Here is a 22106-nt window from a genome sequence, read left to right as displayed (position 1 = left end):
CCTCGAGGCCTTGATCCAACATCGCTGTTCAAAGGGTGGCCGCGACGCAGGTTATGCAGCGCGGTCGGAGAGAGGCCGAGCTTCGTCCAAACGTTCGCCATGGATATGACTTAGAGGCCGCGCTGCCTGGTGAACTCAACGGCGGCTGATGCCACCTCGCCGCTCTTCCGCCCGGGCTTCGGGCCGCGGGCCCCTGCGAGCCGCCGCGCACAAGGCGGGGAGCGGCGGACTCTCCCGACGCCTACAGAGCCCTACGCTCCCAACCCCCGCCGAGCGCCTTGAAGAGCCTGATCTGGTTGGACGTCACAGCCGCTTCCGACAGGGCGAGCTGGGCTTCCAGGCCGGCCAATGTGCGTTCCGCATCGAGCACGGTGAGAAAGCTGTCGAGACCGGCCGCATGTCGCAAGCGGGCCAGGCGGACGGCCTCGGCGCTCTGGTCCCGCGCCCTGCGCAGGGCAGTTCGGCGATCGAGCTCGCGGCCGTAGGCGCTGAGCGCCGTCTCCGCCTCTTGGAGCGCGGTGAGCGTGGTCTGCTCGAACGTGGCGAGCGCGGCCTGAGTCGCGGCGTCGGCCTGAGCTATGCGGGCGCGGGCCACAGCGATGTTGGGGAAGCTCCAACTGATCAGCGGACCCACGCTGAACGACACCTGGTCGCCGAAGCCCCGCCCGCCGCCTCCGACGCTGCCGACGGACCCGCCGAGGGTGACCTGTGGATAGAGCGCCGCGGCAGCTACGCCGATCCGCGCCGTCGCCGCGGCGAGCCGGCGTTCGGCCTGACGCACATCGGGGCGGCGAGCCAGGAGGGCGGCGCCGTCGCCGACCGGAAGCGCGGCGGTGATCTGCGGGATCGCCTGGCACGCGGCGGCCTCCGGCGACACCTGGGCCGGCGGACGACCCACCAGCACCGACAGGCGGAAAAGGGCGGCGTCGCGCTGGGCCTGCAGCGGCGGGATGGCGGCCCGCGCGGTTTCGGCCTGGGCCTGGGCGCGGGAAAGGTCAAGGCCAGTGCCGCGGCCAGCTTCCATCTGACGACGGGTCAGGCCGGCCGTCTCATCGGACAGCGCGAGGGTGCGCTGGGCCACGGCCAACTGGGCGCCGGCAGCGCAGGCGTCGGCGTACGCCCGGGCCGTCTCAGCGGCGACGGAGACACGGACCACGTCGAGGGCGGCCCGGGCGGCGTCGCGCTCGGCGCGGGCGGCCTCGATCGAGCGGCCGACGCGGCCGAAGAAGTCCACCTCGTAGGATACGTCCAGGCCGGTGGAGAGGGTGTCCGCCTCGACCATCCGGCCGGTGGCGTCGGGCTGGCGGCTGCGGGCGGCGGCGGCGCTCATCGTCGTGCCGGGGAGCCGGCCGGCCCGGGCCTCCGAGAGCGAGGCGCGGACCTGGGCGAGGTTGGCGGCGGCGACGGCCACATCGCGATTGTTGTCGAGGGCCTCGGCGATCAGGCCGTCCAGCGCGGGATCCTGGTACAGGCGCCACCAGTCGGCGGGCGGCTGGTCGGCGCTCACCGGAGCGACCGCGGTGCTGACGAAGCCGCCGCCGGTTCCGGGCGGGGCGACCGGCGCCTTGTAGTCAGGCCCGGTGGCGCAGGCAGTGAGGAGGACGGCCGCAGCGGCCGCGGTCGAGAGATTGCGGGCGCTCACGGGCGGCTCCCTTTAATTTCGGCTTGCGGCGCAGCTGCCTTGGGCGCCCGCTTCGGAAGCCTTTCGGCGAGCTTGCGGCAGACCACGTAGAAGACGGGGGTGAAGGCCAGCCCGAAGAATGTCACGCCCAGCATCCCGAAGAACACGGACGTGCCGAGCGCCTGGCGCATCTCCTGGCCTGGGCCGGTGGCCAGCATCAGCGGCACGACGCCCAGGATGAAGGCGAAGGAGGTCATCAGGATCGGCCGCAGGCGCGTCCGGGCGGCGGTGACCGCCGCCTGGAAACGGTTCTGTCTGTCCCGCTCCTCGGCCTGTTTGGCGAACTCGACGATGAGGATGGCGTTCTTGGCGGCCAGCGCCACGAGCACCACCATGCCGACCTGGGTCAGGATGTTGTTGTCCATGCCCCGCAGGCTTACGCCCACGAGCGCCGCCAGGATGCACATGGGCACGATCAGGATCACTGCCAGCGGCAGGGTGAAGGCCTCGTACTGGGCGGCCAGCACCAGGAACACCAGAACCACGGCCATGACGAACACGAGGGCGCCGGAGTTGCCGGCGGCCTTCTCCTGGAAGGCCAGTTCGGTCCACTCGTAGCCCATGCCCTGGGGCAGGGTTCGGTCGGCAAGCTGCTCCATGCTTCCGAGGGCTTCCCCCGAGGAGACGCCGGAGGCGGCCGAACCGATCACCTCCGCTGCAGGGAAGAGGTTGAAGCGGACCACACGGGTGGGGCCAGTGTCGTCCAGAAGCTGCGCCACCGATCCGACGGGGACCATCTCGCCGCCGGCGGAGCGGACCCGCAAGTCGGCGATATCTGCCTTCTCCTCCCGGCCGGAGGGCTCGGCCTGGGCGGTCACCCGGAAAGTGCGGCCACCGAGGGTGAAGTCGTTGACGTAGGTCGAGCCCAGGTAGGTTCCGAGGGTGTCGAATATGGCCTGCGGCTGGACGCCCATCATCAGCGCCCGGTCGCGGTCCACATCGGCGGAGACGCGCGGCGCGCCAGTGTTGAACTGGTTGAACACCCCCTGGACCTCCGGCGTGCCGGAAGCGGCGCCCATCAAGCCATTGGCCGCCTGTTCGAGCTCCCGGTAACCCAGCCCCGAGCGGTCTTGGACCATCAGCTTGAAGCCGCCGCCGTTGCCCAGGCCCTGCACGGGCGGGGGGGACAGGACGAAGATGTTGGCCTCCTCGACGGCGCCCAGCTTGCCCATGATCGCGCCCGCGATGGCGTCGGCGCCCAGCGCGGAGCCACGCTCTTGCCAGTCCTTCAGGCGGATGAACATGGTTGCGGCGTTCGACGCGTTGGAGAAGCTCGCCCCGTCCAGGCCGGCCATGGCGGCGACCGTCTCGACGCCAGGCATCTGGGCGACCTCGGCGGCAGCCTGCCGAACAATAGCGTCGGTGCGCTCCAGGGAGGCGCCCGGCGGCAGCTGGACGACGCCGATCAGCACGCCCTGGTCCTGCTGCGGGATGAACCCCGTGGGCGTGGCGATGAGACGCCAGCCGGTGACGGTCAGCAGGCCGCCGTAGACGACCAGCACGATCACACTGGCGCGAAGCAGGCGGGCGGTCATGCGACCGTACCGTTCGGAGAGCGCGTCGAAGGACTGGTTGAACCAATCCCCGGCGCGCTGCAGGGGGCGCAGCCAGCGCGGACCGTGGTGCCCTTCGCGGTGCGGCTTCAGCAGCAGTGCGGCGAGGGCCGGGGACAGCGTCAGCGAAATCAGCAGCGAAATGGTCGCCGCCGCGGCGATCGTCACCGCGAACTGGCGGTAGAACTCGCCCGGAATGCCGGGCACGAAGGCAGTGGGCACGAAGACCGCCAGCAGCACGAGGCCAATGGCGACAACGGCGCCGCTCACCTCGTCCATGGTGCGGTACGCGGCCTCGCGAGGGGAGAGGCCCTCGCGCATGTTCCGCTCCACATTCTCCACGACGACGATGGCGTCGTCGACGACGATTCCGACGGCGAGCACGAGCGCAAACAGAGACAGCGAGTTGATCGCGTAGCCGAGCGCGAGCTGCACGGCGAAGGTGCCGACCAACGCGACAGGGATCGCGAGGATGGGGATGATCGCCGCCCGCCAGGTCTGCAAAAAGACCACGATCACCAGAACCACGAGGATGACCGCCTCGAGCAGGGTATGCTGCACCGCCTCGACAGACGCCTGGACGTACTCCGTGGGATTGTAGGGGGATCGTATAGGCGACGCCGGGCGGGAAGTCGGCCTTGGCCGCTTCAACCGCGTTCAACACGCCGGCGGCGGTGGAAAGTGCGTTGGAGCCGGGCTGCTGGATGACCGCGACGCCGATGCCGCGCTCGCCGCCGAAATAGCCGCGGACGCTGTAGTCCTGCGAGCCCAGCTCAACACGGGCGACGTCGCGGACGCGGATGACGCGGCCCTCGGCGTCGGTGCGGATGACCACGTTCGCGAACTCCTCGGGCGTGCCGAGGCGGCCCTGGACCTCCACCGGGAGCTGGGTGGCCACGCCGCGATCGGCCGGGGCCTGACCGAGCGCTCCGCCCGAAGCCTGGACGTTCTGCGCCTGCAGCGCGGCGACGATCTCCTGCGAGGTCAAATTGCGGGCGGCGGCTTTCTGCGGGTCGATCCAGATCCGCATGGAGTAGAAGCCGCCGCCGAACAGCTGCACGCCGCCAACGCCGGGCACCCGCAGCAGCCGGTCGCGCAAGGTGGAGTTGGCGTAGTTGCCGACGAAATCGACATCCACGGCCGGATCCTTGGAGGTCAGTGCGATCAGCATCAGGAAGCCGGTCTGCTGCTTGTTCACGGTGACGCCGATCTGGCGGACCTGGGCGGGCAGACGGGGCTCGGCGAGCGCCACGCGATTCTGAACGAGCACCTGGGCCGAATCGAGATCCGTCCCTGGTTCAAAGGTCACCGTCAGCTGGACTGTGCCGTTGGAAGACGACGAGGTCATGTAGAGCATGCCTTCGACGCCGTTGATCTCCTGCTCCAGGGGGGCGGCGACGGTCTCGGCGAGCGTCTCGGCTGAGGCCCCCGGGTAAGTCGCCATCACCGCCACCGTGGGCGGCGCGATCTCGGGATACTGGGAGAGCGGCAGCTGCGGATAGGCGAAGAGGCCGAGCAGGGCCACGAACACCGAGATCACGCCGGCGAAGATCGGCCGGTCGATGAAGAAGCGGGAGAACTTCATGTGGGGCGGCCTAGCGGACGATGGAGCCGGTGGAGGCGGGCGCCGCATTGGGCGCGGGCCGCGTGGCGGCGGCCCGGGCCTGGCGGCTGATGGCGACGTTGCGGGCCTGGACCTTCTGTCCCGGACGGACGCGCTGGACCCCATTGACCACCACCCGGTCGTCCGGACGCAGGCCGGCGCGGATCACCCGCAGGCCGTCGATGACCGGGCCGAGCGTGAGAGGTCGGCTCTGCGGGGCGCCGTCGGCGGCCACCACATAGGCCACCTTGCGCGGCCCATCGGCGACGATGGCGGTCTCGGGGATGAGCAGGGCCTCATAGGCGCCCGCGCCGGCCATCCTGGCTGCGCCGTACATGCCGGCCTTCAGGAAGCCTTTGGGGTTGCGGATCAGGGCGCGGATGCGGGTGGAGCCCGATTGCGGGTCGACGGTGTTGTCGAGGAAGTCGACGGTCCCTTCCCAGCGATATTCCGCCTCGTCCTGCAGGCGCACCTGCACGGGCGCGGAGGTCACGCCGCCCGCCTGCCGCTGGAGCTTCAGCAACTGGGCCTCCGAGGCGTCGAAGACGAAGTGGATCGGATCGGCGGAGACAATGGTGGTGAGCACGTCGCCGGCCGAGGTGCCGCCGGCGATCAGGTTGCCGGGATCGACACGCCGGGCGGAGACGCGCCCGGCGATGGGCGCGGTGACGCGGGTGAACTCGACGTCGAGCTGCCGGGCGCGCAGCGTGGCGTCCGCGACGGCGGCGGCCGAGCGGCGGCTCTCGTATTCCTCCTGGGAGATCGCCTTTGCGGCCAGCAGGCTCTCGGCGCGCTTCAGCTCGGTGCGGGCCTGTCCTGCCTGGGCCTGGGCGGCGGCGAGCTGCGCCTGGGCCGGGCGAGGATCGAGGGTGAAGAGCAACTGGCCCTTGCGCACCGCCTCGCCGTCGCGGACGTGAACGGCCTGCAGATAGCCGCCGGCGCGGGCGCGGACGTCGACCTGCTGCACCGCCTCGAACCGGCCGGTGAAGTCGTCCCAGTCGCGGACCGTGGCCTTCAGCGGCGCTGCGACGGAAACGACGGGCGCGGCGGCGACCGGCGGTCCTTCCTTCCGTCCGCAGCCAACAAGCGCCAAGCTCGCCAGCGCCATCAGCGCAAGCGTTCGGAAGGTTTGCATCGGTCTCTGTCCCTCGAGCGCGCTGGGGAGGCGCGGGTCAGTCAGTCAACGGTCGGTGACCTATGGGCGCCATCGGTGTAAGTCAACGGGCGTGGACATTGGCGGAGGAACTTCCATGACGCAGGCTGAGGGCCCGACCCGCGCCCGCAACGCCGTGGCCACACGGAGCGCTATCCTTTCGGCGGCGCGGTCGCGCTTTGCGGAGGAAGGCTACGACGCCGCTAGTGTGCGCGGCATCGCGGGCGAAGCGGGCGTCGATCCGGCGTTGGTGCTGCGCTACTTCGGCTCGAAGGAGGAGTTGCTCGCCGCGGTACTTGCCGAGAGCGGCTCGGTTCGAGACCTCCTGGAGGGCCCGCGCGAGGATTTCGGCGCCCGGGCCGCCCGGATGCTGCTTCTCGATCCCGTAGAGGATCATAAGCTGGCGGTGCTGCAGATCATCCTGCGCTCGGCGTCGTCCGCCAGGGCCGGACCGCTGGTTCGGCGGAACACTCAGGAACGGTTCTACGAACCGATAGAGGCTTGGCTGGGTGGGCCGGATGCGCAGATCCGGGCCCGCGCGGTAGGGGCGATCATCATGGGCGCTGCCCTGTCCCGGGCGATCGACAACAACGGCCTCGAAGACGAAGCGGATCGCCTGGGCCTGGCCGGCCGCCTCGCAGAAACGCTGCAGCTGGCGATCGAGTGAGATCGGATCGCCGTGAGTTGAATCTCAGAGCCACGACCGTTCGCTTCGAAGCCAGCGATCAGAGATGGATCAGCGGAGGCTCGGTTGGTGGTCGCTGACCTGCCCAGCGGCCGCCGGCTCCAAGATCCCTCCGCCGGGTCTGGTCACCAGCGGACGGGAAGCTCTGGCAGTTGCGCGCCTCGCGCAGACCGCCGAACACCGACCGCGGCCGCAGATCTCCGCGGCGCGGCGCCTCCGACGCGGTGGCCCCGGCCAGCGCCCCGAACATGACTTCCGCCTCGACATGAACCCAGCACGTTTCGTCGGCCGCTGGCGAGTGATCCGCTCCAGCCGGCGAACAAGGAAGTTTCGGGTCACACCTAGGGTCACCTCCACTTCGTGGATCTCGTCCCATCGAGATCACCGGTGTCACGAATTCGAATTCAGGCCCAGCCGGCGCGCCCGAAGCGCCGCTTGCCGCATCTGGGGTGCAAAGCGAAGGACTGGTGGGACGGTTTGGCCTGGATGCAATGGTCGGCTCGTCGGGCGCGTGGCCCGAACCGGGCCGGTCAGCGGGGGCGGCGGGATAGGGCCGCCCCCGCCTGGAGCGACCGTCAGAAGAACCGATACTGCAGCTCGATCCCGTAGGTTCGGGGCGGCGTGAGCGGATAGCTCGTCGCAACCCCCTGAGTGACAGGAATGATTGTGGAGCCGCCGGCCGCGGCGGAACCGACGTAGCCGGCTCGCCGCGCCGCCGTTGCGCCGCCCTCATACCCCACCTCGTCGAAGATATTCTTGGCGAAGAGGATGACGGTGTAGCGCTCGTTGGCAGGCGTCCAGGTCACGCGCGCGTCAACCTGTTCCCAGGAAGGTGAGCGCGAGTAGGCGCGGTTGAAGATCGATCCGTATTGAGCGTCACGCCAGGTGTAGCTGGCCGAAGCCGTCAGCGAAGCGGCCTCGAACAGCCAAGTGTAGTTCACATTCAACGCGACCTTGTGCTTTGGCGCGTTGGGCAGCTTCTGACCCTTGAGGTCCTGGCCGAGCTGGAACCCGCCCCCCGTGAGCGCGGTGAACACGTCGGCCGGGCAATTGTCCGCGGCCGACGGGGTCGCCTGGCGGGCCACGCAGTCCCCGATTGAACCCAGCGGGGTTGCATCCGGGTCGAGTGCGGCCGGGTCCGCGGGGTCGACCACCCCGCTGGCTCGTCTGATCTCGGAGTTCAGATAGGAATAGTTGAAGAGTATCTGCAGATTAGCCAACGGCTGCCAGATGGTCTCCAGCTCAACGCCCATCGAGATAGCTTTGGGCACGTTGTAGAACACCGACTGGGCCTGGGTGACACCTCCGGCGGTGTCGATGATCGTTAGCGGGATTTGCGCATTCTTGTAGTCATAGTGGAACAGCGCAATGTTGGTCTGCAGGTTGCGCCCGAAGGTCTTCTTGAGACCCACCTCGATGTCGTCCAGATATTCCGCCTTCGTATAGGGGTTGGCGGTAAGCGCCGTATCGACGCCGATGCGGAAGCCGCCCGCCTTGTAGCCGCGGCTGTAGCGGACATAGGCGGTCGTGGCGGGATCTGGCTCCCACTGAAGCGTGACGTTGCCGGTAAGCGCGTCCCAATCGGCGTCGTACTCCCGCCGAGCGCGACCTGTGGCCGGGTCAAATGTGAAGTCTTGCGACACGCCTTTCGGCGGCGTGGCTCCGGGGATGAACAGCGCCTGGGTGAGGTCGATCGCCGGCGTGAAGGGCCCGGTCTGCTCCGGCGTCAGCCCGGGCGTGCAGGCGAAGAAGGCGAAGCACAGGACGCGCGCCTCCTCCGAGCCCGACTTCTCGTCGAGCGAGTATCGTCCGCCGACCGTCAGCTTCCAGGCATCGGTGAACTCATAGTCCACCTGAGCGTAGACCGCCTTCGACTGGATATGGAACTTGGGCTCGTCATAGCTCCGCTGCAACAGCGGGTTTGGCGGGCATGCGTTGCCGAAGCGGGGGCAGCTCACGCCCAAGGGGGCGGCGATCTGTGGCTGAAGAAACAGGTACGTGGACGTGGGCTGCTCAAAGTGCTCGTTCCAGGAGTAGACGCCGGCGAGCCACTGTAGCGGTCCCTCGTGGGTCGAACTGAGGGTGAGCTCGTGGCTCCACCACTCCTCGATCTCCTGGTAATTGTAGACCTGTTGCGGGAAGACCCGAAGGCCGCCGGCCAACGTATAGCTCTGCACGGGCGCCACGGTGTCGTCCGGCGGCCGATTGAGCGTGTAGTGATAGCGCGCGCCACCGGTGGTGTACTTCACGTCGAAGCTGGGCGCGTGCCAGATCCATTCGCTGGCAAAGATCCAGGTGCCGTCCAACTTGACCTGATAGGGTATGACCGAAGCGATCTTCCGAGGGTCGCGGTCAGCCGGGTTCTCGCAGCCGAGAGGCGAGGGGTTGACCACGTTCGTGACCCGGCCGCTGCAGCCATAACCCGGCTCCTGGGACGTTGCGCCGTTGGCCACCTCAAAGCTGGCGTAGGGGCCCGGCGTGAACGTGCCGCGGGCGCCGGGCCCGCCAGAGCCGTTGCGCCATTGGATCCAGGTGAGCTTGGTCCAGCCTTCGAAATTGTCGTTGAAGTCGAATTTCAGCTGGCCCTCGACGATGTTGGTGTCGATCACGTTGCCCTCATCGGGCTGCCCGGGCACGATGTTGTCGTACCAGCCTTCCGTCTGCTTTTCCCAATTGGCGGCGAGTCGGAATTTCACGCCGGGAATGGTCGTTGGGCCGGAAACGGCGCCCTCGAGCACGTGACGATTGTAGTTCGCATAGGTCGCCCTGACCTCGGCGTAAGGCTCATCCGTAGGTCGCTTGGACACCAGGTTGATCGCCCCCGCGATGGCATTGCGCCCGTACAGCGTCGCTTGTGGCCCCCGCAGCACCTCGATCCGCTCCACGAACAGCGGTGTCTTGCCGGCTTCCACCGTCGAGGTGGTGTAAATTCCATCTGAATAAACCGAAACGGATGGATCGGCCGCGTGTACGTTCGTCGTTCGTCCCACCCCGCGAAGACTGACCCGATCCAATTGGCTGGAATATTGCAGTCCGGGCGTGAAGTTGGTTAGGTCGAAAACCGTCGATATGCCGAGCTGGTCGCGCTTCTCAGATGTGAATGCTGAAATCGCGACGGGAACGTCCTGTAGACTTTGCTCTCGGCGCTCAGCGGTGACCACGAGTTCTTCGATCGTGTTTGCCTGTTGTGCGCGCGCCTCGTGAGCCACCATCACGCCGACTGCGGCGACTGTGGCCATCAACTGCCTTTTCGACATCTATTCCTCCCCACAACCGCGAATTGATCCCGGTTAATATTGTATGGGACATCCTTTGTCGGTCTCAGCGCCACGTCAAGAGCGAGACCATTGTTCGCCGATCCTGCCGCTTAGGTCATACCGCTGGCCGCGCCCAGCTTGACCCCTGCCGCTTGTATCTGACATTACTATCTGACTTGCTGCGCACCGTTCTTCCCCGCAGCAGCCCCTTGACCGCGCTCTCTGGGCGCGGTCAATTTTTGCGGCCGCTGATGCGGCGCTAGGCGGCGTGGGATTGGCGTGTTGCCGAACTCTGGACTTCGAGTTCTCGGAGGCGCGCTACCTTGAGGCGCACCTCTGGGCCTGCGCGGGTGGGCCTACGTGGAGTCGAGGCAACTGCGGCGACGTCGCACTGTCCCGAGCGGAAGTCGCCGCAAGGATGGCGTCAGCGATCGAGTTCGAAACTGAGGTTCGACCTCATGCGATCGAGAAGTCGAAGCAGGGTGATCTGTTCCTCACGGCTGATGCCTTGAAAGGTGATCTCACGAAGCCAGTGCGCCGCCGCTATCATCTGCGGGAGGACTGAGGGGGCGTCTTCTCCCGCAACCACGATCCACTCCCGCTGGTCCGAGGGCGAGCGTTGGCGGCTTACCAGGCGCAGGCCTTCCAGCGCTCGCACGAGCTGCCCGAGCGGAGCGCGCTCGAGCTCGAGCCGTCTTGCAAGTTCTGACTGTGACAACCCTTGATTTTCAAGCACGTAGACCAGCACGCGCCATTGAGGGCGAGTAAGGCCAAGATCCCGGACCCGTCGATCGAACCCCTTCCGCATCAGGCGGGTCACGTCACCGAGCAGGAAGCCCGCGCCTTCGACCTGGGCGGCGTACGCCGACTCGCCCCTCGGGTGTTGTTTCTGCCGTGACGTCATCTTTCCGCGGGTGTCTCCAGGGATTCGGCGCCACCTTCGCCGAAGGAACGAACTCGCGCAAACGGCTTGCGACCGCTTCGCATGGCTGCTGCTTTCCAGCACAGGTTACTGGCCGCGCAAGAGATTGTCGGCAAGGGAGCGCCGGCGCCAGCGAGACGAGGACTGCCGCAGCCCCCGGGGTGAACTCGAGCGCGAAAGGGCGTGCATGACGGACACACTATGCGTCTTGAGCATCACGACTGGGTTCCTAATGGACCAGGTCAACGCCCGTCGTGGCCCGAGCCTGACCGATGCGGTGGTCCTGGCCACGCTCACACAGGCCAACTCAGGCGCCTGGATGCCCGATTCGGGTCACCAGTCAGCCTTCGTCACCTACGACGCCTCGCCGCCGGACGACCTGCTGCGGCCGATCAGCATCAACGCCATTTCGCAGAGCCTCGGGCTTCCGTTCGAAACGGTCCGTCGCCGGGTGCGGCGGCTTGCTCAGCTCGGCCTTTGCCGCAACGCCCCCGGGGGATAGTGGTGATACCCGCAGCGCGTGTCGGCTTCCCAGGACATCATCGCGAACTCGAAGCAGGATATGCAGCGATATCGGCGCTTCACGCCGCCCTCGCTCAAGCGGGCGTCGTGTTTGAGGCGCCAGCGCCTCGCCAAGGCGAGGCCTCCCCGGTACGCGCCGCCGCCCGTCTCTGGTCCGAGTACCTCTTGCGCGTTGTGGTGCTCGCGCTTGCGGCGTTCGGAGACGTGGTCAGTGCGGCAATCTGGTTTGAGGTCTTTCGGTCGAACACCGAACTCGATTGCCGGACCGCGTGCCTGGGAGCCGAAGTGGACCGGCAGCCCGTGACGGCTTCGCAGGCCGCCCGGCGGCTGCGCTTACCGATAGAAACGACGCGCCGCCGCCTGTGGGACCTTGCCGAAATGGGCAGTTGCGTGCGGGCTCGTCGGGGGTTTGTCGTGCCGGACGCCGCGCTCGAGCGGGGCGCGGTCATCCAACTGGCCGCTCAGAACCTCCTCGACCTCCAGCGGATGTACCTGCGCCTCGCCGCCGTTGAACGTCAGCCGGCGCTGCGAGCGATGGGGTCGTTAGGCGCTGGCCGTGACTAGGGGTGACCGGCGGCCCTTGAGAGCGAGGACGGCAGGTTCTGGCAGGTCGGAGTTGTTGAGGGGCCGGCGCGGGCGCCGCGCCGAACTGGACCGATAGGCGCCCACGTTGAAGACTCGAGCGCGTCTGCTCAGGAGCGCCGACCGCTCGCGAGAGCTGGCATCGCTGAGCGTTGGTGGGCGGTCAGCCGGCCCCCCTCTCATTCGCCCATCCGACGAGCCCGGGCTGAGCCTGCCCGCTCCCCCATCCATTGAACCCGCACCCACGGCGCCACGGAGTAGTCATCCACGTCCGAGGTCGTGCGCCGCTCGGAGCCGTCACGCAGATCAAAACGTCCGTTCGGCCGGCGCCAATCCGAGGCAGATCAGCTCGGCCACGTTATCTGCCTCGCGGTCTGGGTCTTGGATCGCCTCCTGCCAGAGCCCGGACGGGAGAGAACTGCAAAGGGCCAGCCAGAAGCGGGGCGCCAACTGATGGTGCCGCTCCCGCAGTTCGCCTGCGCCGACGCCGTCGATCAAGCGCGGCCGTAATAGCATCCAAAGGCCCGCCCACTGTAGTCGCCGTCGGGCTTCGCTATGGCCGTCCGCTCCGCTCAGCGCTGCGATCGGACTTAGCGGCTGCACGTCGGGGCTGAAATAACTGAGCGCCGTCGCCCGGACAAAGCGTCCGACGCCCGCAGCCGTCACAGGCCCAGGCGCAAGGGTGGCGTCCTGCACGTGTAGGAAGATCGTGAGGGTGCGGGAGTGGCAGGCGGACACGAGATGGTCCCGTTCGCCGAAGTAGAGGCCAAGCGTGTGGGAGCTCACCTTCAGAAATGCGGCGATCTCCTCCATGGGAGCCTGGGGGCGCCGGTTCAACAGGTAAGACGCGCTGGCGAGGATTGCGTCCCGGCTACCTGCCTCAAGTGGCTGGAAGCGCTGGTGCCGATTCCTCTCACCGGTCGGCGACGTTCCGCGATTGCCGACGCAGCCGTACGTGATCAGGTCCTGCAGAGCTTCGATTGTCCGACGCCTTCCTGCACCGGTTAGTGGGGTTGGGCCGACGAGCGGCGCGAACAACGTGAGGCCGAGCACGACCCTTGCAGCCACCCCGGAGTCGCAGGCGCGCACTTCTCCGGAGCGAATTCCCGCGTCCACGACCGACGCGACCTCGGCGATTACCGGCCGCAGAACGTCCTCGTGGCGGAAGAGGTAGGATTCTCCAGGTCGTAGCAGGTCGGCATGGTTGGGATCGAGGGCGGCTCCAATGAAGCCGTGGAGCGTCTTCAACGCGCGTCCGTGGCGCCGCATTGCCGCCTTGAGCCCGGCAACAAGAATGTCAGCGCTGGGGACGCCGCCGCCATCCCTGTCGGTCAGCCGGCGAATGCCGCTCATCGCGAAAGTCTCCGCTTCTGCTGACCGGCCGTCCTGTTCAGCCAATCCACTGTGGCGCCGCGTCCCGAAGATGGACGAATGGTACAGCATTAAAGCAGCTGGGGGGACGGTTGGACCGGGCCAAGCCCAAGCGAGCGCCTTGGATTCGTGAAATCCGCAGCGTCAGCGCCGACGCCGCGCGTCCTCGGAAGCCGGCATAGCCCAACTTCCGTTGTCGCAAGCCCGGTCGAGCAATGAGCAGCCAGTCGCCGAACGAACCCCCTAGCCGTGACGAAGTTTCGCAGCACCAGCGCCAGATAGGGCGGCAGGGCGAGCTGCAACTTGCGCAACCCATCTTTTGACGTTGCCCGAAAGCTTGCGCCGCTCGCGAGCGACCTGACGCGAGAGCGAACCAGCCCTGCGCCCGGCGAGGCCGGCAAGCTGCTAGCCGTGCTGAGAATATTGGCGCTGTCGTCTCCCGACCTGGTTGGCAAGATCGAAAAGGCGGCGCAGACGGGTTCGATCAGGATTGGAATCGCACCAAGGAATCTAGAGCGTCTACGTGGCGTCGTGCGCGGGAATTGGGCGGGTTCACAGCTCGGTCCGGCTGCGCTCGGCGGCTCTTCGGCAATCGTTTATTCCTCCGAGCCGACTTGGAGTTCTGGCGACGCCCTGCGTTGCCCTCGCCGTCGCCCAGCCGATGACCCGGCGCCTTCGGGTTCAACCCCACGACGCCCCTGCACGCGCGGGCCGCCGACAATGTCGACGAGGCTGCGATGGGAGGGGGCTTCGATGCTGAGACGTTGTTGCAACTGGGGCGGAGGGCTACAGGGCAGAGCAGCCTGCATCCGCGCGCAAGCCGCGGCGGATGTGACGGTGCACCGTGGGTGAGAGAAATGCCGAAGAGTCAGCGGATTTGGGTCGAGCTCAGCGGCGAGATCATTGTTGCAAGAATCCGAGGGGCGTTGACCGCCGAGGATGTGACCGAACTCCAGTCACAAGTCATGCTTCTCCTGTCGGAAAGCGGCCGATCACGGGTGCTGTATGACGCCCTCGAGATGGAACCTCCGGACGTCGATTTGACCCTCGCGCAGCAGCCGAACAGTGAAGAGCTCCGGAGACGCGGCGTCCGCGCAGCGCTCCTGGTTCCGAATACGCGATTGGCCTACATCGCCCGGCTGGCATTTGGGGAGGGCAATTTTCGGGTGATCTACAACGACTTGGCAGAAGCCATTCGCTGGCTTGCCGACGACGGCCGGCTGGCTTAGCCGGAGCGACATCGACGCGGCGCGCCTTGTCGCCATTCCCGGGTTCAGGTCTCAAGGGGCTACAGCAGGGGCGGGCGCGCGCCGCGTGGGATGCGCCTGTCAGCAAGCGCCGGCTTCAGCGGCGACGATTGGGCGCCGGATTGCCGCACCCGGTTGCGGCGCGATAGTTAGCATGCCAACTACTGGCCATGCAGCGAGTGCATCTGACTGACCCTCACTCCGAGTTGTCCCGTCGACTGGCCTTCATCCACCGGCGCTGGCGCGCCCGCCTGGACGAGCGTCTCCGAAGAACCGGGCTGACGCAAAGTCGCTGGCAGCTGCTGCTTGTCCTGTCGAAGGCAGACGGCGGCCTCCTCCAGCGCGAGGCTCGCGGAGCGCGTGGGGATCGAGGCGTCCACGCTGGTGCGTCAGCTCGACGCCCTGCAACGCGACGGGCTGATCTTCCGTGAGGCGGTCGCCGGAGATCGACGCGCCAAGCTCGTACAGCTCGCACCAGGGGCCCAGCCCGTGTTGGACCACATCACGGAGGTCGCCGACGCGCTGCGGGAGGAAATTCTGCACGGGATCCCGAAGGACGATCTCGGCACGACCGTATCTGTCCTTCGCCGCATCAGTGAGCGTCTGGAGTAGGTTGAGATGTCCGGAGAAAGCCAAACAGATGTCGGCGCCGCCAAGGCGAGGCCCCGTGCAGCAAGGCGCAAGATCGCCCTGGCCAGCGTCCTCGCCGCTGCCGCCGTCGTTTGCGCCGGCGGCTTTATCCATGCGCGGGGGCAGCACGTCTACGCCAACGACGCGCGGATCGCATCCGACGTCGTGGCGCTGGCGAGCGAAGCGGCCGGTCGTGTGGTGGAATTGAAGGTCCGCCCGGGGGACGCGGTGCGCGCCGGGCAGGTATTGGTGCGGCTCGAACCCCGCGACGCCGAGTTCGCCCTGCAGGAGATCGAGGCCAACATCGCCGCACTCGAGGCTCAGACGGCACAGCTGCGCGCCCAGCAGGCGGCGATCAACTCGCGCGTCGGACGCGCCGTCGAGGTCTCCAATGCCGGAGTGCTGCAGGCCGAAGCCGGGCTCGCAGCTGCGCAGGCGGACCTCAAGCTGGCCCGCAGCGCCTTCAGCCGCACACAGACGTTGTACAGCAAGGGACTGCTCGCCAGGAGCCGGCTCGAGGAAGACCAGGCGCGCCTGACGGCGGCCGAAAAGGCCGTCGACCGAGCAAAAGCCGCAGTCGACGCGGCGCGGGGGGATGTCTACGTCACGGCCTCCGGGCGGGATGACGCTGACGTCCTGAATGAACAGATCGCAGCTCTCGACGCGCAACGCGCCGGTCTCCTCGCGAAGAGAGCGCAGCATTCGCTGGACCTCTCGCGGCGGGAGATCGTGGCGGCATTCGACGGCGTGATAGACCAGACGTTCGTCGATGCGGGCGAGTTCGTCACGCCGGGCGCCCGGATCCTGATGTACCACAACCCCAGGAACGTCTGGGTCGACGCGAACGTCAAGGAAACGGAGTTCCGAAAACTCGCGGTGGGCGCCCAGGCGACGGTAAAGGTCGACGCCTACCCTGGCCGCAAATTCAAAGCTCGGGTGCAGCGGATCGGCGGCGCCGCCACCAGTCAGTTCGCTCTGCTGCCCAATCCGAACCCCAGCGGCAACTTCACGAAAGTCACCCAGCGCCTGCCGGTGCGACTTGTTCTGGAAGAGTCGAATGGGTTCCTGCGGCCCGGCATGATGGTTGAGGTCAACATCGATGCGGTCGACTAGCGAGCTCTTCGAACGCTACGGAGCTGGCTATCGCTGGCTGGCGACGGTGACGGCGATGGTCTCGGCCGTGGCCGTTGTATTGTCGTCGACCATCGTCAACGTCGCCGTGCCGGCCATCATGGGCGAGTTCGGGATGAGCGCGACGGAGGTTCAGTGGCTGTCCACCGGCTTTCTCGCCGCCATGACCGTGACCATGCTGATGACCGCCTGGTGCGAACGCGCCGCTGGGCAGCGGGCGACCATGGTCGGAGCGCTGGGCCTCTTCCTCTTCGGCTCCATCCTCGGAGGGCTCGCGCCGGACCAGAATGTGCTGGTGGTCAGCCGCGTGCTGCAGGGCCTTGCCGCCGGTGTGGTCCAGCCGCTCGCCATGGTAACGATGTTTCAGGTCTTCCCTCCGGAGCGGCGCGGGGCTGCCATGGGCATCTTCGGGATCGGCGTCGTGCTTGCGCCCGCGCTTGGCCCCCTGGGTCGGCGGCCTCCTCATGGACAGCTTCAATTGGCGGTTCCTGTTCTACCTTGGGATCCCGTTCGGCCTCGGCGGAATGGCCTTGGCGCACTTGTTCTTGCCGGGCCGCGATCCCCTTGCTGCGAGGCCGAAGCTCGACTGGCAAGCTATGGTCATCCTTTCGGTGTTCCTGCTGGCGCTTCTGCAGGGCCTGTCCTCGGGGCAGCGGGCGGGTTGGGAATCCAATCCGGTGCTGGGATGCTTCGCCCTCTCGCTGGCCGCCGGAGCGGCGTTCCTGTGCCGCGAGCTGACAGCGCGCGAGCCGCTGTTGGATTTGCGTCTCTTCCGGAATGGGCCCTTCGCAGCGGCGTCCGTGGTCAGCTTTGTGCTCGGAGCCGGGCTCTTTGGCTCGACCTACCTTCTGCCGGTCTTCGTGCAGCAGATCCAGGGCTATACGCCGACGCAGGCCGGCTTGCTGCTGATGCCCGCAGGTTTCGCGCTCGTCGTAGTCTTCCCGTTGGCTGGCGCGCTCAGCGACAAGCTTTCGCCGGGCCTCATGATCGGTTTCGGGCTGGCCGTGTTCGCCTACTCGTCATGGCTGACATCTCACGTGACGGCCGGTACGGCGTTCTGGACGCTCGCCTGGTGGACGGTGATCAGCCGGATCGGGATGGGCGCGGTCTTTCCCTCCCTCAGCGCCGCTTCGCTGAAGGTCCTGCCGCCGCACCTGCTGGCCCAGGGCTCCGGGGCCATGAACTTCACGCGCCAACTCGGGGGCGCGCTGGGCACTGGCCTGCTTTCCGTCCTCCTGGAGCGGCGAACGATTCTTCATGGCGAGGCTTTCGCAGCGACTCAGACCCCCGACAACGCCGCGACTGCAGAATACCTGGGGCAGGCGAGCCGGATCATGGCGGAGCTTGGCCTGTCCGGTCCCGAGCAAGGGGCGGCGGCTGGATGGCTGCTGGGACAAGCCGTCTATGCTCAGTCATCCGCAGCGGCGTTCCGGGACGGCTTCCTTCTCACCGCCATCGCGTTCGTCGCGGCAATCATTCCGACGATCATACTGCAGCGGGCGATCAGCTCGGCAGGTCGAAGTCGTCTTGTCTCCGACCGCTAGGACCAGCAAGCCGGGTGAACGCCAGGTCGGCAGCCTTCGGAGGGCCCGCGTCCGCTGATCTTCGGCCGCCGCCGCACCTCGACAAGGTGTTCATGGCCCTGCGACCGGCGCTCGAATTCCACCGCGGCGGTTGCGCAGCGTCATGCTGGCCCAATCCGGCGACGTTTCCGCGGGCTGGCGCGGGAGCTGTTGGCTTTTTCCAAGGCGCCGGGCGGGCCTGCGGTGCACCGCTACGTGCGCGGAGATGGGGATTCGCCAGCTCCGCGGGGGTGCCCCTCGAAAGTGAAGAGAGCCTGGACAACGCGCGACACCAGAGGCTTCGCCGCCGAAGGCGAAGCCGGTTCGCCGGACGGCACGATCGGCGCCAGCGTCTCGGCCACGCACAGCTGGATCAGCAACGCGGCCATCACATCTGGATCTGAGACGTGCAACCGGCCGGTGTTGGCTTGCTGGACGAACCAGCCTTCGAGGTCGCGCCGGGCACGTCCCAGCACATCCTCCCGCCAAGCGGCGCCGGCGGCTTCTGTCTCGATCGTGCGCGGCGCGAGCAATTCGCGGGTTAGCGGTCGATTGAGGTAGGCCTGCATTTCGACCGCATATCTCTCCAGCGCCTCCGACGGCGTGCGTCCAGCCGGCTGGCCAATCGCGGGCGGCGGACAGTTTGCCGCCTGGTCCGCAGCCAGGGCGGTGAAGAATCCGGTTCGACCCCCAAATCGATTGTAGAGGGTCTGCTTGGACACTCCGGCCGACCGAGCGATCTGGACAAGAGAGACGCCCACCCCCCGTCGGGAGATCAGGGCCTCTGCGGCCTTCAGGAGTGCGGTGGTCTTTTGATGGTCGATCCCGCCCCTTGCCCGCGCCATCCGCCTTCCACACAAACCGGCGGTGGCTCGCACCGCGCCGGCGCTGCACGAGCGCCTCGACTTGACTTCCTAGCGCCTTCCGGCGCCCGAAGCGTTAGCCGTTCTACAACTGAAAGGGCTCGCCCCGCCAGCGGGAACCACCGAGCTCTCCGGACGCCCATCCTTGCACATTGTACGGACTGGGCCGTGCGCCACGGCGGAGCATTCGAACTCGGGACAGCCTGGGATCGAGTGCGTGTCTCGTCGCGGTGGGAGGCGAAGCCTGCGGGTGACACGTACGGGCAGGGACCCGGCGTCGATCCCAGGGCGAAAGGCGTCGCAGCCCAAAGGTACGCTGGGCCGGCCTTCCCGAAACAATGCGGAAACGTGCGGCCGCGACACTTCTGAAATGCTGGCCCCCGCGCCTCAACGCCCCTGCAGCGCCCGGGTGCTCGTCGTAGATCCGGACGGGACCGCGCGGCGGCGATTGGCTTGCCTTCTGGAGCAGCACGGCTTTGAAGTCGAGGCTGCGGCCAACTCGACCGAAGCAGTCTTCCTCCTCGCGAGCCAAGGCGCTGATCTCGTCATCATCGAACTAGCGCTCCCGGAAGCGGAGGACGGCATTGAGCTGTGCTCATGTCTCAGCACACGGCCGAACGCGCCCGCCGTCATTATCCATTCCAAAATGAACAGTGCTTCAGACTGCATCAGGGGCTTGGAAGGGGGCGCCGACGATTACCTGTCCAAGCCGTGTAATCCCCGGGAGTTGCTGGCGCGGGTCCGGGCGGTGCTTCGCCGGCGGCGTCGTTAGATGCACCTAGGTGCGTCTCTCAGGCCCGGCTCCAGTTGAAGCAGCCAGCCGGCACGCCAGAGCCGCTCACCAGCAACGCGCCGTGCCGGTAGAAGGACCACCGCTGGTCGGCCGGCGCATCGACGACCACCACACCCATGGACGGGTCCGTCCAGACGAGCCGGGCGTCCGTCGCGGAGAGCGCGGACCAGACTTGGTTCGGGTTCGTCCCGGGCGCGAAGACGACGGTGGTGAACGGCTGGTCCGGCGGTGGCTTGAGCGACCAGGCTCCGGCCGCCCATGATCAGCCCCAGCAGGAGCACGGCGGCGGCCGGGCCCGAGATTCTCGGTGCGCCCGGACGGAAGCCCCGCAGCATCAGGAATCCGATGATGAGCGGCAGCGCGCCGAAAGCGGCGAACCAGATAAGATCCCACATGAGCGGGTTGGGAATGTCGAGCTTGATGCGGTGGATGCCCAGCACCCAGTGCGAGAGGACGCTGTCGACGATGTGCCAGACGCCGAAACCGAGGAGGACTGAGCCGAACAGCGGGCGTCTTCCTCTCGGCTCTTGTGGGCGCGCCACAAGCCAAACAAGCCGACCGCCGCGACGACGTACATCAAGGCATGGAAGTAGCCGTCCCACAGCACCTGCAGGCGCATGTCGGCCATGCCAGGCACCAGGCTCAGGAGGTGGTGCCACTGCAGGATCTGGTGCAGCACGATGCCGTCGAAGAAGCCGCCCAGCGCAAAGCCGAGAACAGCGCCCCAGCGGGTCCTGTGTGGATGGCCCCACCCCGGCAACCGATTTCCGCGCAAGAGCCCTCGCGCCAGCGAGGGCTACCCTTCCCTGGAGGGCATGGCAGCCCCACAGACGGCTGGTGAAGAGCGGTCAAGGAGCGCGCGGGACGCGCGCCCGGCGAAGCCGGCTTGTCCTTGACGGCTCGAAGCCAGCCGGCTCCCCTCGCTGCCGGCCTCCACCGGAGCGATCAGACACATCAACGAAGGTGAGTGGCGGTGGCTCGGCGCGCGGTCATGTGTCCGGCCTGTCGGTGCAGTCATCTTCGGCTGCTGGCCCTGATGGAGTGCGCGGGGCTCGGGTCCCGATCAAGGGTACGCGCTCGAGGCGCTACGACTCGCATGGTTTGCCCGAGCCCAGGTGTCGACCCGTCGCCATCACCTCCGTCGTCGCCGACGCACACACCGCCCGCCGCGAGATGCAGCGGGCAAGCTCCTAAGCCGCCGCTTCGCGATAGACGCCGCCCTTCGCCAGCAATGCCCAGACGATCCGCGCATGCTTGTTCGCGAGCGCTACGGCTGCCAGCAACAGCGGCTTCCGCGCGAGCAGGCGGCCAAGCCAGCTGTCGCTAAAGCCGGGTCGCCGGCGCGCGGCCAACAGCACCGCCACGGCGCCCGAGACCAGCAGTCGTCTCAGGGTCCTGTCGCCCATCTTGCTGATCCGGCCCAGCCGCGCCTGGCCGCCTGTGGAGTGCTGTCGGGGTACGAGCCCCAGCCAGGCTGCGAAGTGTCGGCCACATTTGAAGCGGGCCGGATCCGGCACGGTCGCCAGGAGAGCGCTCGCGGTGAGCGGTCCTATGCCCGGGATTGTCATCAGGCGTCGGGCGTCTGGATCGGCGCGGCAGCGGCGCGCGATCACGACGTCGAGCTTGCCGATGCGGTCGCTGCAGTCCTCGATCTGGTCGATCAGCAGTTGCAGGCTCTCCCGTGCGTAGTCCGGGGCCTCCGTCGTCGCGTCTAATCGCTCCAGCAGCGTCGGCAGGTTGTGCAGCCCGACGCCGGCCGTGATGCCGAACTCCGCCAAGTGCCCACGCAAGGCGTTGACCGCCATGGTGCGCTGTCGGACCAAGAGTTCCCGGGTGCGGAGCGCCGCCTGGGCAGCCTGCTGGTCGGTCGTCTTCACCGGCACGAACCGCATCGACGGCCGGCTGATCGCTTCGTAGATCGCCGCAGCGTCCGCCGCATCGTTCTTCTGGCGCTGGACGAAAGGCTTCACGTAGATCGGCGGCACAAGCCGAACCTCGTGGCCCATGCCTGCGAGAAGCCGGCCCCAATAGTGAGCGCCGGAGCACGTCTCCATGCCCACGATGACCGGGCTCAGCTTCTCGAAGAAGGGCAACACCTCTGACCGACGGAGCTGGCGCCGCAGCACCACGTTGCCGGCCGCGTCGACGCCGTGAACCTGGAACACGCGCTTGGCCAAGTCGACGGCCACTGTGGTAATCTCACCCATGGATGGTCTCCTCCGCGCAATGGCAAGATGACGACCACCATGACGCTTCGGCGTCGGTCTGAGGGGGGCCATCCACCCCATCAAGGGTGATTTGAACATGGCGATCCTCCTTGCAGCTGAACTGTACGAGGCCGCCGCGGTTCCCGGGTAGCTCATGACAACGCCCGGTGAAGTACCTGAGGCGCGCTCAGCGCCGGCGTGAGGACGGTGGCGTCTGCTTCCATCGCGCCCGAAGCTTCGGGAGGGGCGGTCCCTGCATACCCGTAAAACAAGGCTGCCCAGTTCCCTTCTCAGCGAAGGCGTGCTGCGGGGAGGGGACTCTGCTATTCTCCGGTTCGTGGAGC

15 protein-coding genes and 3 pseudogenes are annotated in these 22106 nt (G+C 67.4%); 9 read left to right on the top strand and 9 right to left on the bottom strand.

Annotation, left to right across the window (positions count from 1 at the left end):
- Nucleotides 1–241: 241 nt before the first annotated feature.
- The 3 genes and pseudogenes from LRS10_RS18045 to LRS10_RS18035 all read right to left on the bottom strand — a co-directional run bounded on the left by LRS10_RS18045 (nt 242) and on the right by LRS10_RS18035 (nt 5972).
- The gene (locus LRS10_RS18045) at nt 242–1642 is read right to left on the bottom strand and encodes an efflux transporter outer membrane subunit (RefSeq protein WP_257817818.1); all 1401 of its coding nucleotides are present in this window, start codon (nt 1640–1642) and stop codon (nt 242–244) included.
- A pseudogene (locus LRS10_RS18040) lies at nt 1639–4819 on the bottom strand (efflux RND transporter permease subunit). The gene LRS10_RS18045 and the pseudogene LRS10_RS18040 overlap by 4 nt, the downstream one beginning before the upstream one ends.
- A 10-nt stretch (nt 4820–4829) precedes the next feature.
- Nucleotides 4830–5972 carry an efflux RND transporter periplasmic adaptor subunit gene (locus LRS10_RS18035; RefSeq protein ID WP_257838466.1) on the bottom strand — a complete coding sequence of 381 codons (1143 nt, stop codon included), beginning with the start codon at nt 5970–5972 and terminating at the stop codon, nt 4830–4832.
- A gap of 115 nt (nt 5973–6087) precedes the next feature.
- Here LRS10_RS18035 and LRS10_RS18030 point away from each other — a divergent pair, with 115 nt between their 5' ends.
- On the top strand, nt 6088–6657 hold the full coding sequence (locus LRS10_RS18030) for a TetR/AcrR family transcriptional regulator (protein WP_257838465.1): 570 nt from the start codon (nt 6088–6090) through the stop codon (nt 6655–6657).
- Nucleotides 6658–7250: 593 nt separating this feature from the next.
- On the opposite strand, the gene LRS10_RS18025 is transcribed toward LRS10_RS18030, so the two are convergent.
- Together LRS10_RS18025 and LRS10_RS18020 are read right to left on the bottom strand one after the other, a co-directional pair.
- On the bottom strand, nt 7251–9914 hold the full coding sequence (locus tag LRS10_RS18025; RefSeq protein ID WP_257838464.1) for a TonB-dependent receptor: 2664 nt from the start codon (nt 9912–9914) through the stop codon (nt 7251–7253).
- 442 nt (nt 9915–10356) lie between these two features.
- The gene (locus tag LRS10_RS18020; protein ID WP_257838463.1) at nt 10357–10836 is read right to left on the bottom strand and encodes a MarR family winged helix-turn-helix transcriptional regulator; all 480 of its coding nucleotides are present in this window, start codon (nt 10834–10836) and stop codon (nt 10357–10359) included.
- 226 nt (nt 10837–11062) lie between these two features.
- Between LRS10_RS18020 and LRS10_RS18015 the strand changes: the two genes are divergently transcribed.
- On the top strand, nt 11063–11356 hold the full coding sequence (locus LRS10_RS18015; RefSeq protein WP_257838462.1) for an Lrp/AsnC family transcriptional regulator: 294 nt from the start codon (nt 11063–11065) through the stop codon (nt 11354–11356).
- A 185-nt stretch (nt 11357–11541) separates the two neighbouring features.
- Nucleotides 11542–11940: a hypothetical protein gene (locus LRS10_RS18010; protein WP_257838461.1), complete on the top strand. Its 399-nt coding sequence runs from the start codon at nt 11542–11544 to the stop codon at nt 11938–11940.
- Between the two features lie 324 nt (nt 11941–12264).
- Here LRS10_RS18010 and LRS10_RS18005 read toward each other — a convergent pair whose 3' ends face one another.
- Entirely contained in the window at nt 12265–13401 is a 1137-nt protein-coding gene (locus LRS10_RS18005) for a hypothetical protein (protein ID WP_257838460.1), read from the bottom strand.
- A 785-nt stretch (nt 13402–14186) separates the two neighbouring features.
- On the opposite strand from LRS10_RS18005, the gene LRS10_RS18000 reads away from it, so the two are divergent.
- The 5 genes and pseudogenes from LRS10_RS18000 (at nt 14187) to LRS10_RS17980 (ending at nt 17881) form a co-directional block, all read left to right on the top strand.
- Complete coding sequence (locus LRS10_RS18000; protein ID WP_257817824.1) at nt 14187–14558, top strand: STAS/SEC14 domain-containing protein; 372 nt, start codon at nt 14187–14189, stop codon at nt 14556–14558.
- A gap of 378 nt (nt 14559–14936) precedes the next feature.
- Nucleotides 14937–15188 carry a hypothetical protein gene (locus LRS10_RS17995; RefSeq protein ID WP_257838459.1) on the top strand — a complete coding sequence of 84 codons (252 nt, stop codon included), beginning with the start codon at nt 14937–14939 and terminating at the stop codon, nt 15186–15188.
- 6 nt (nt 15189–15194) lie between these two features.
- Nucleotides 15195–16319 (top strand): HlyD family secretion protein, encoded by a 1125-nt coding sequence (locus LRS10_RS17990; protein WP_257838458.1) that lies wholly within the window; start codon nt 15195–15197, stop codon nt 16317–16319.
- Nucleotides 16306–16725, top strand: a pseudogene (locus LRS10_RS17985) (MFS transporter); the annotation flags it as partial. The gene LRS10_RS17990 and the pseudogene LRS10_RS17985, both read left to right, overlap by 14 nt.
- A 76-nt stretch (nt 16726–16801) precedes the next feature.
- Nucleotides 16802–17881 (top strand): MFS transporter, encoded by a 1080-nt coding sequence (locus tag LRS10_RS17980; RefSeq protein ID WP_257838457.1) that lies wholly within the window; start codon nt 16802–16804, stop codon nt 17879–17881.
- 230 nt (nt 17882–18111) lie between these two features.
- Here the strand turns inward: LRS10_RS17980 and LRS10_RS17975 are convergent, their stop codons facing one another.
- Nucleotides 18112–18744 (bottom strand): TetR/AcrR family transcriptional regulator, encoded by a 633-nt coding sequence (locus LRS10_RS17975; protein WP_257838456.1) that lies wholly within the window; start codon nt 18742–18744, stop codon nt 18112–18114.
- Nucleotides 18745–19171: 427 nt separating this feature from the next.
- Between LRS10_RS17975 and LRS10_RS17970 the strand changes: the two genes are divergently transcribed.
- Complete coding sequence (locus LRS10_RS17970; protein ID WP_257817830.1) at nt 19172–19534, top strand: response regulator transcription factor; 363 nt, start codon at nt 19172–19174, stop codon at nt 19532–19534.
- 407 nt (nt 19535–19941) lie between these two features.
- Here LRS10_RS17970 and LRS10_RS25255 read toward each other — a convergent pair.
- Nucleotides 19942–20234: pseudogene (locus tag LRS10_RS25255) on the bottom strand (DUF2243 domain-containing protein); the annotation flags it as partial.
- Nucleotides 20235–20745: 511 nt separating this feature from the next.
- Nucleotides 20746–21762, bottom strand: coding sequence for an IS110 family transposase (locus tag LRS10_RS17965; protein ID WP_257817796.1), 1017 nt, complete (start codon nt 21760–21762; stop codon nt 20746–20748).
- Between the last annotated feature and the right edge of the window lie 344 nt (nt 21763–22106).

The sequence above is a fragment of the Phenylobacterium sp. J426 genome (genome assembly GCF_024699945.1).
Classification (GTDB): Bacteria; Pseudomonadota; Alphaproteobacteria; order Caulobacterales; family Caulobacteraceae; genus Phenylobacterium.
Note: the sequence above shows the minus strand (reverse complement) of the source record. Positions and strands in the feature narration are given on the sequence as shown.

Coding starts and splice junctions, on each gene's coding strand:
- LRS10_RS18025 (WP_257838464.1), bottom strand. CDS start 9,914: ATGGCCACAGTCGCCGCAGTCGGCGTGATGGTGGCTCACGAGGCGCGC.
- LRS10_RS17980 (WP_257838457.1), top strand. CDS start 16,802: ATGGACAGCTTCAATTGGCGGTTCCTGTTCTACCTTGGGATCCCGTTC.
- LRS10_RS17990 (WP_257838458.1), top strand. CDS start 15,195: ATGTCCGGAGAAAGCCAAACAGATGTCGGCGCCGCCAAGGCGAGGCCC.
- LRS10_RS18020 (WP_257838463.1), bottom strand. CDS start 10,836: ATGACGTCACGGCAGAAACAACACCCGAGGGGCGAGTCGGCGTACGCC.
- LRS10_RS17975 (WP_257838456.1), bottom strand. CDS start 18,744: ATGGCGCGGGCAAGGGGCGGGATCGACCATCAAAAGACCACCGCACTC.
- LRS10_RS18030 (WP_257838465.1), top strand. CDS start 6,088: ATGACGCAGGCTGAGGGCCCGACCCGCGCCCGCAACGCCGTGGCCACA.
- LRS10_RS18005 (WP_257838460.1), bottom strand. CDS start 13,401: ATGCTGTACCATTCGTCCATCTTCGGGACGCGGCGCCACAGTGGATTG.
- LRS10_RS18000 (WP_257817824.1), top strand. CDS start 14,187: ATGCCGAAGAGTCAGCGGATTTGGGTCGAGCTCAGCGGCGAGATCATT.
- LRS10_RS18035 (WP_257838466.1), bottom strand. CDS start 5,972: ATGCAAACCTTCCGAACGCTTGCGCTGATGGCGCTGGCGAGCTTGGCG.
- LRS10_RS17965 (WP_257817796.1), bottom strand. CDS start 21,762: ATGGGTGAGATTACCACAGTGGCCGTCGACTTGGCCAAGCGCGTGTTC.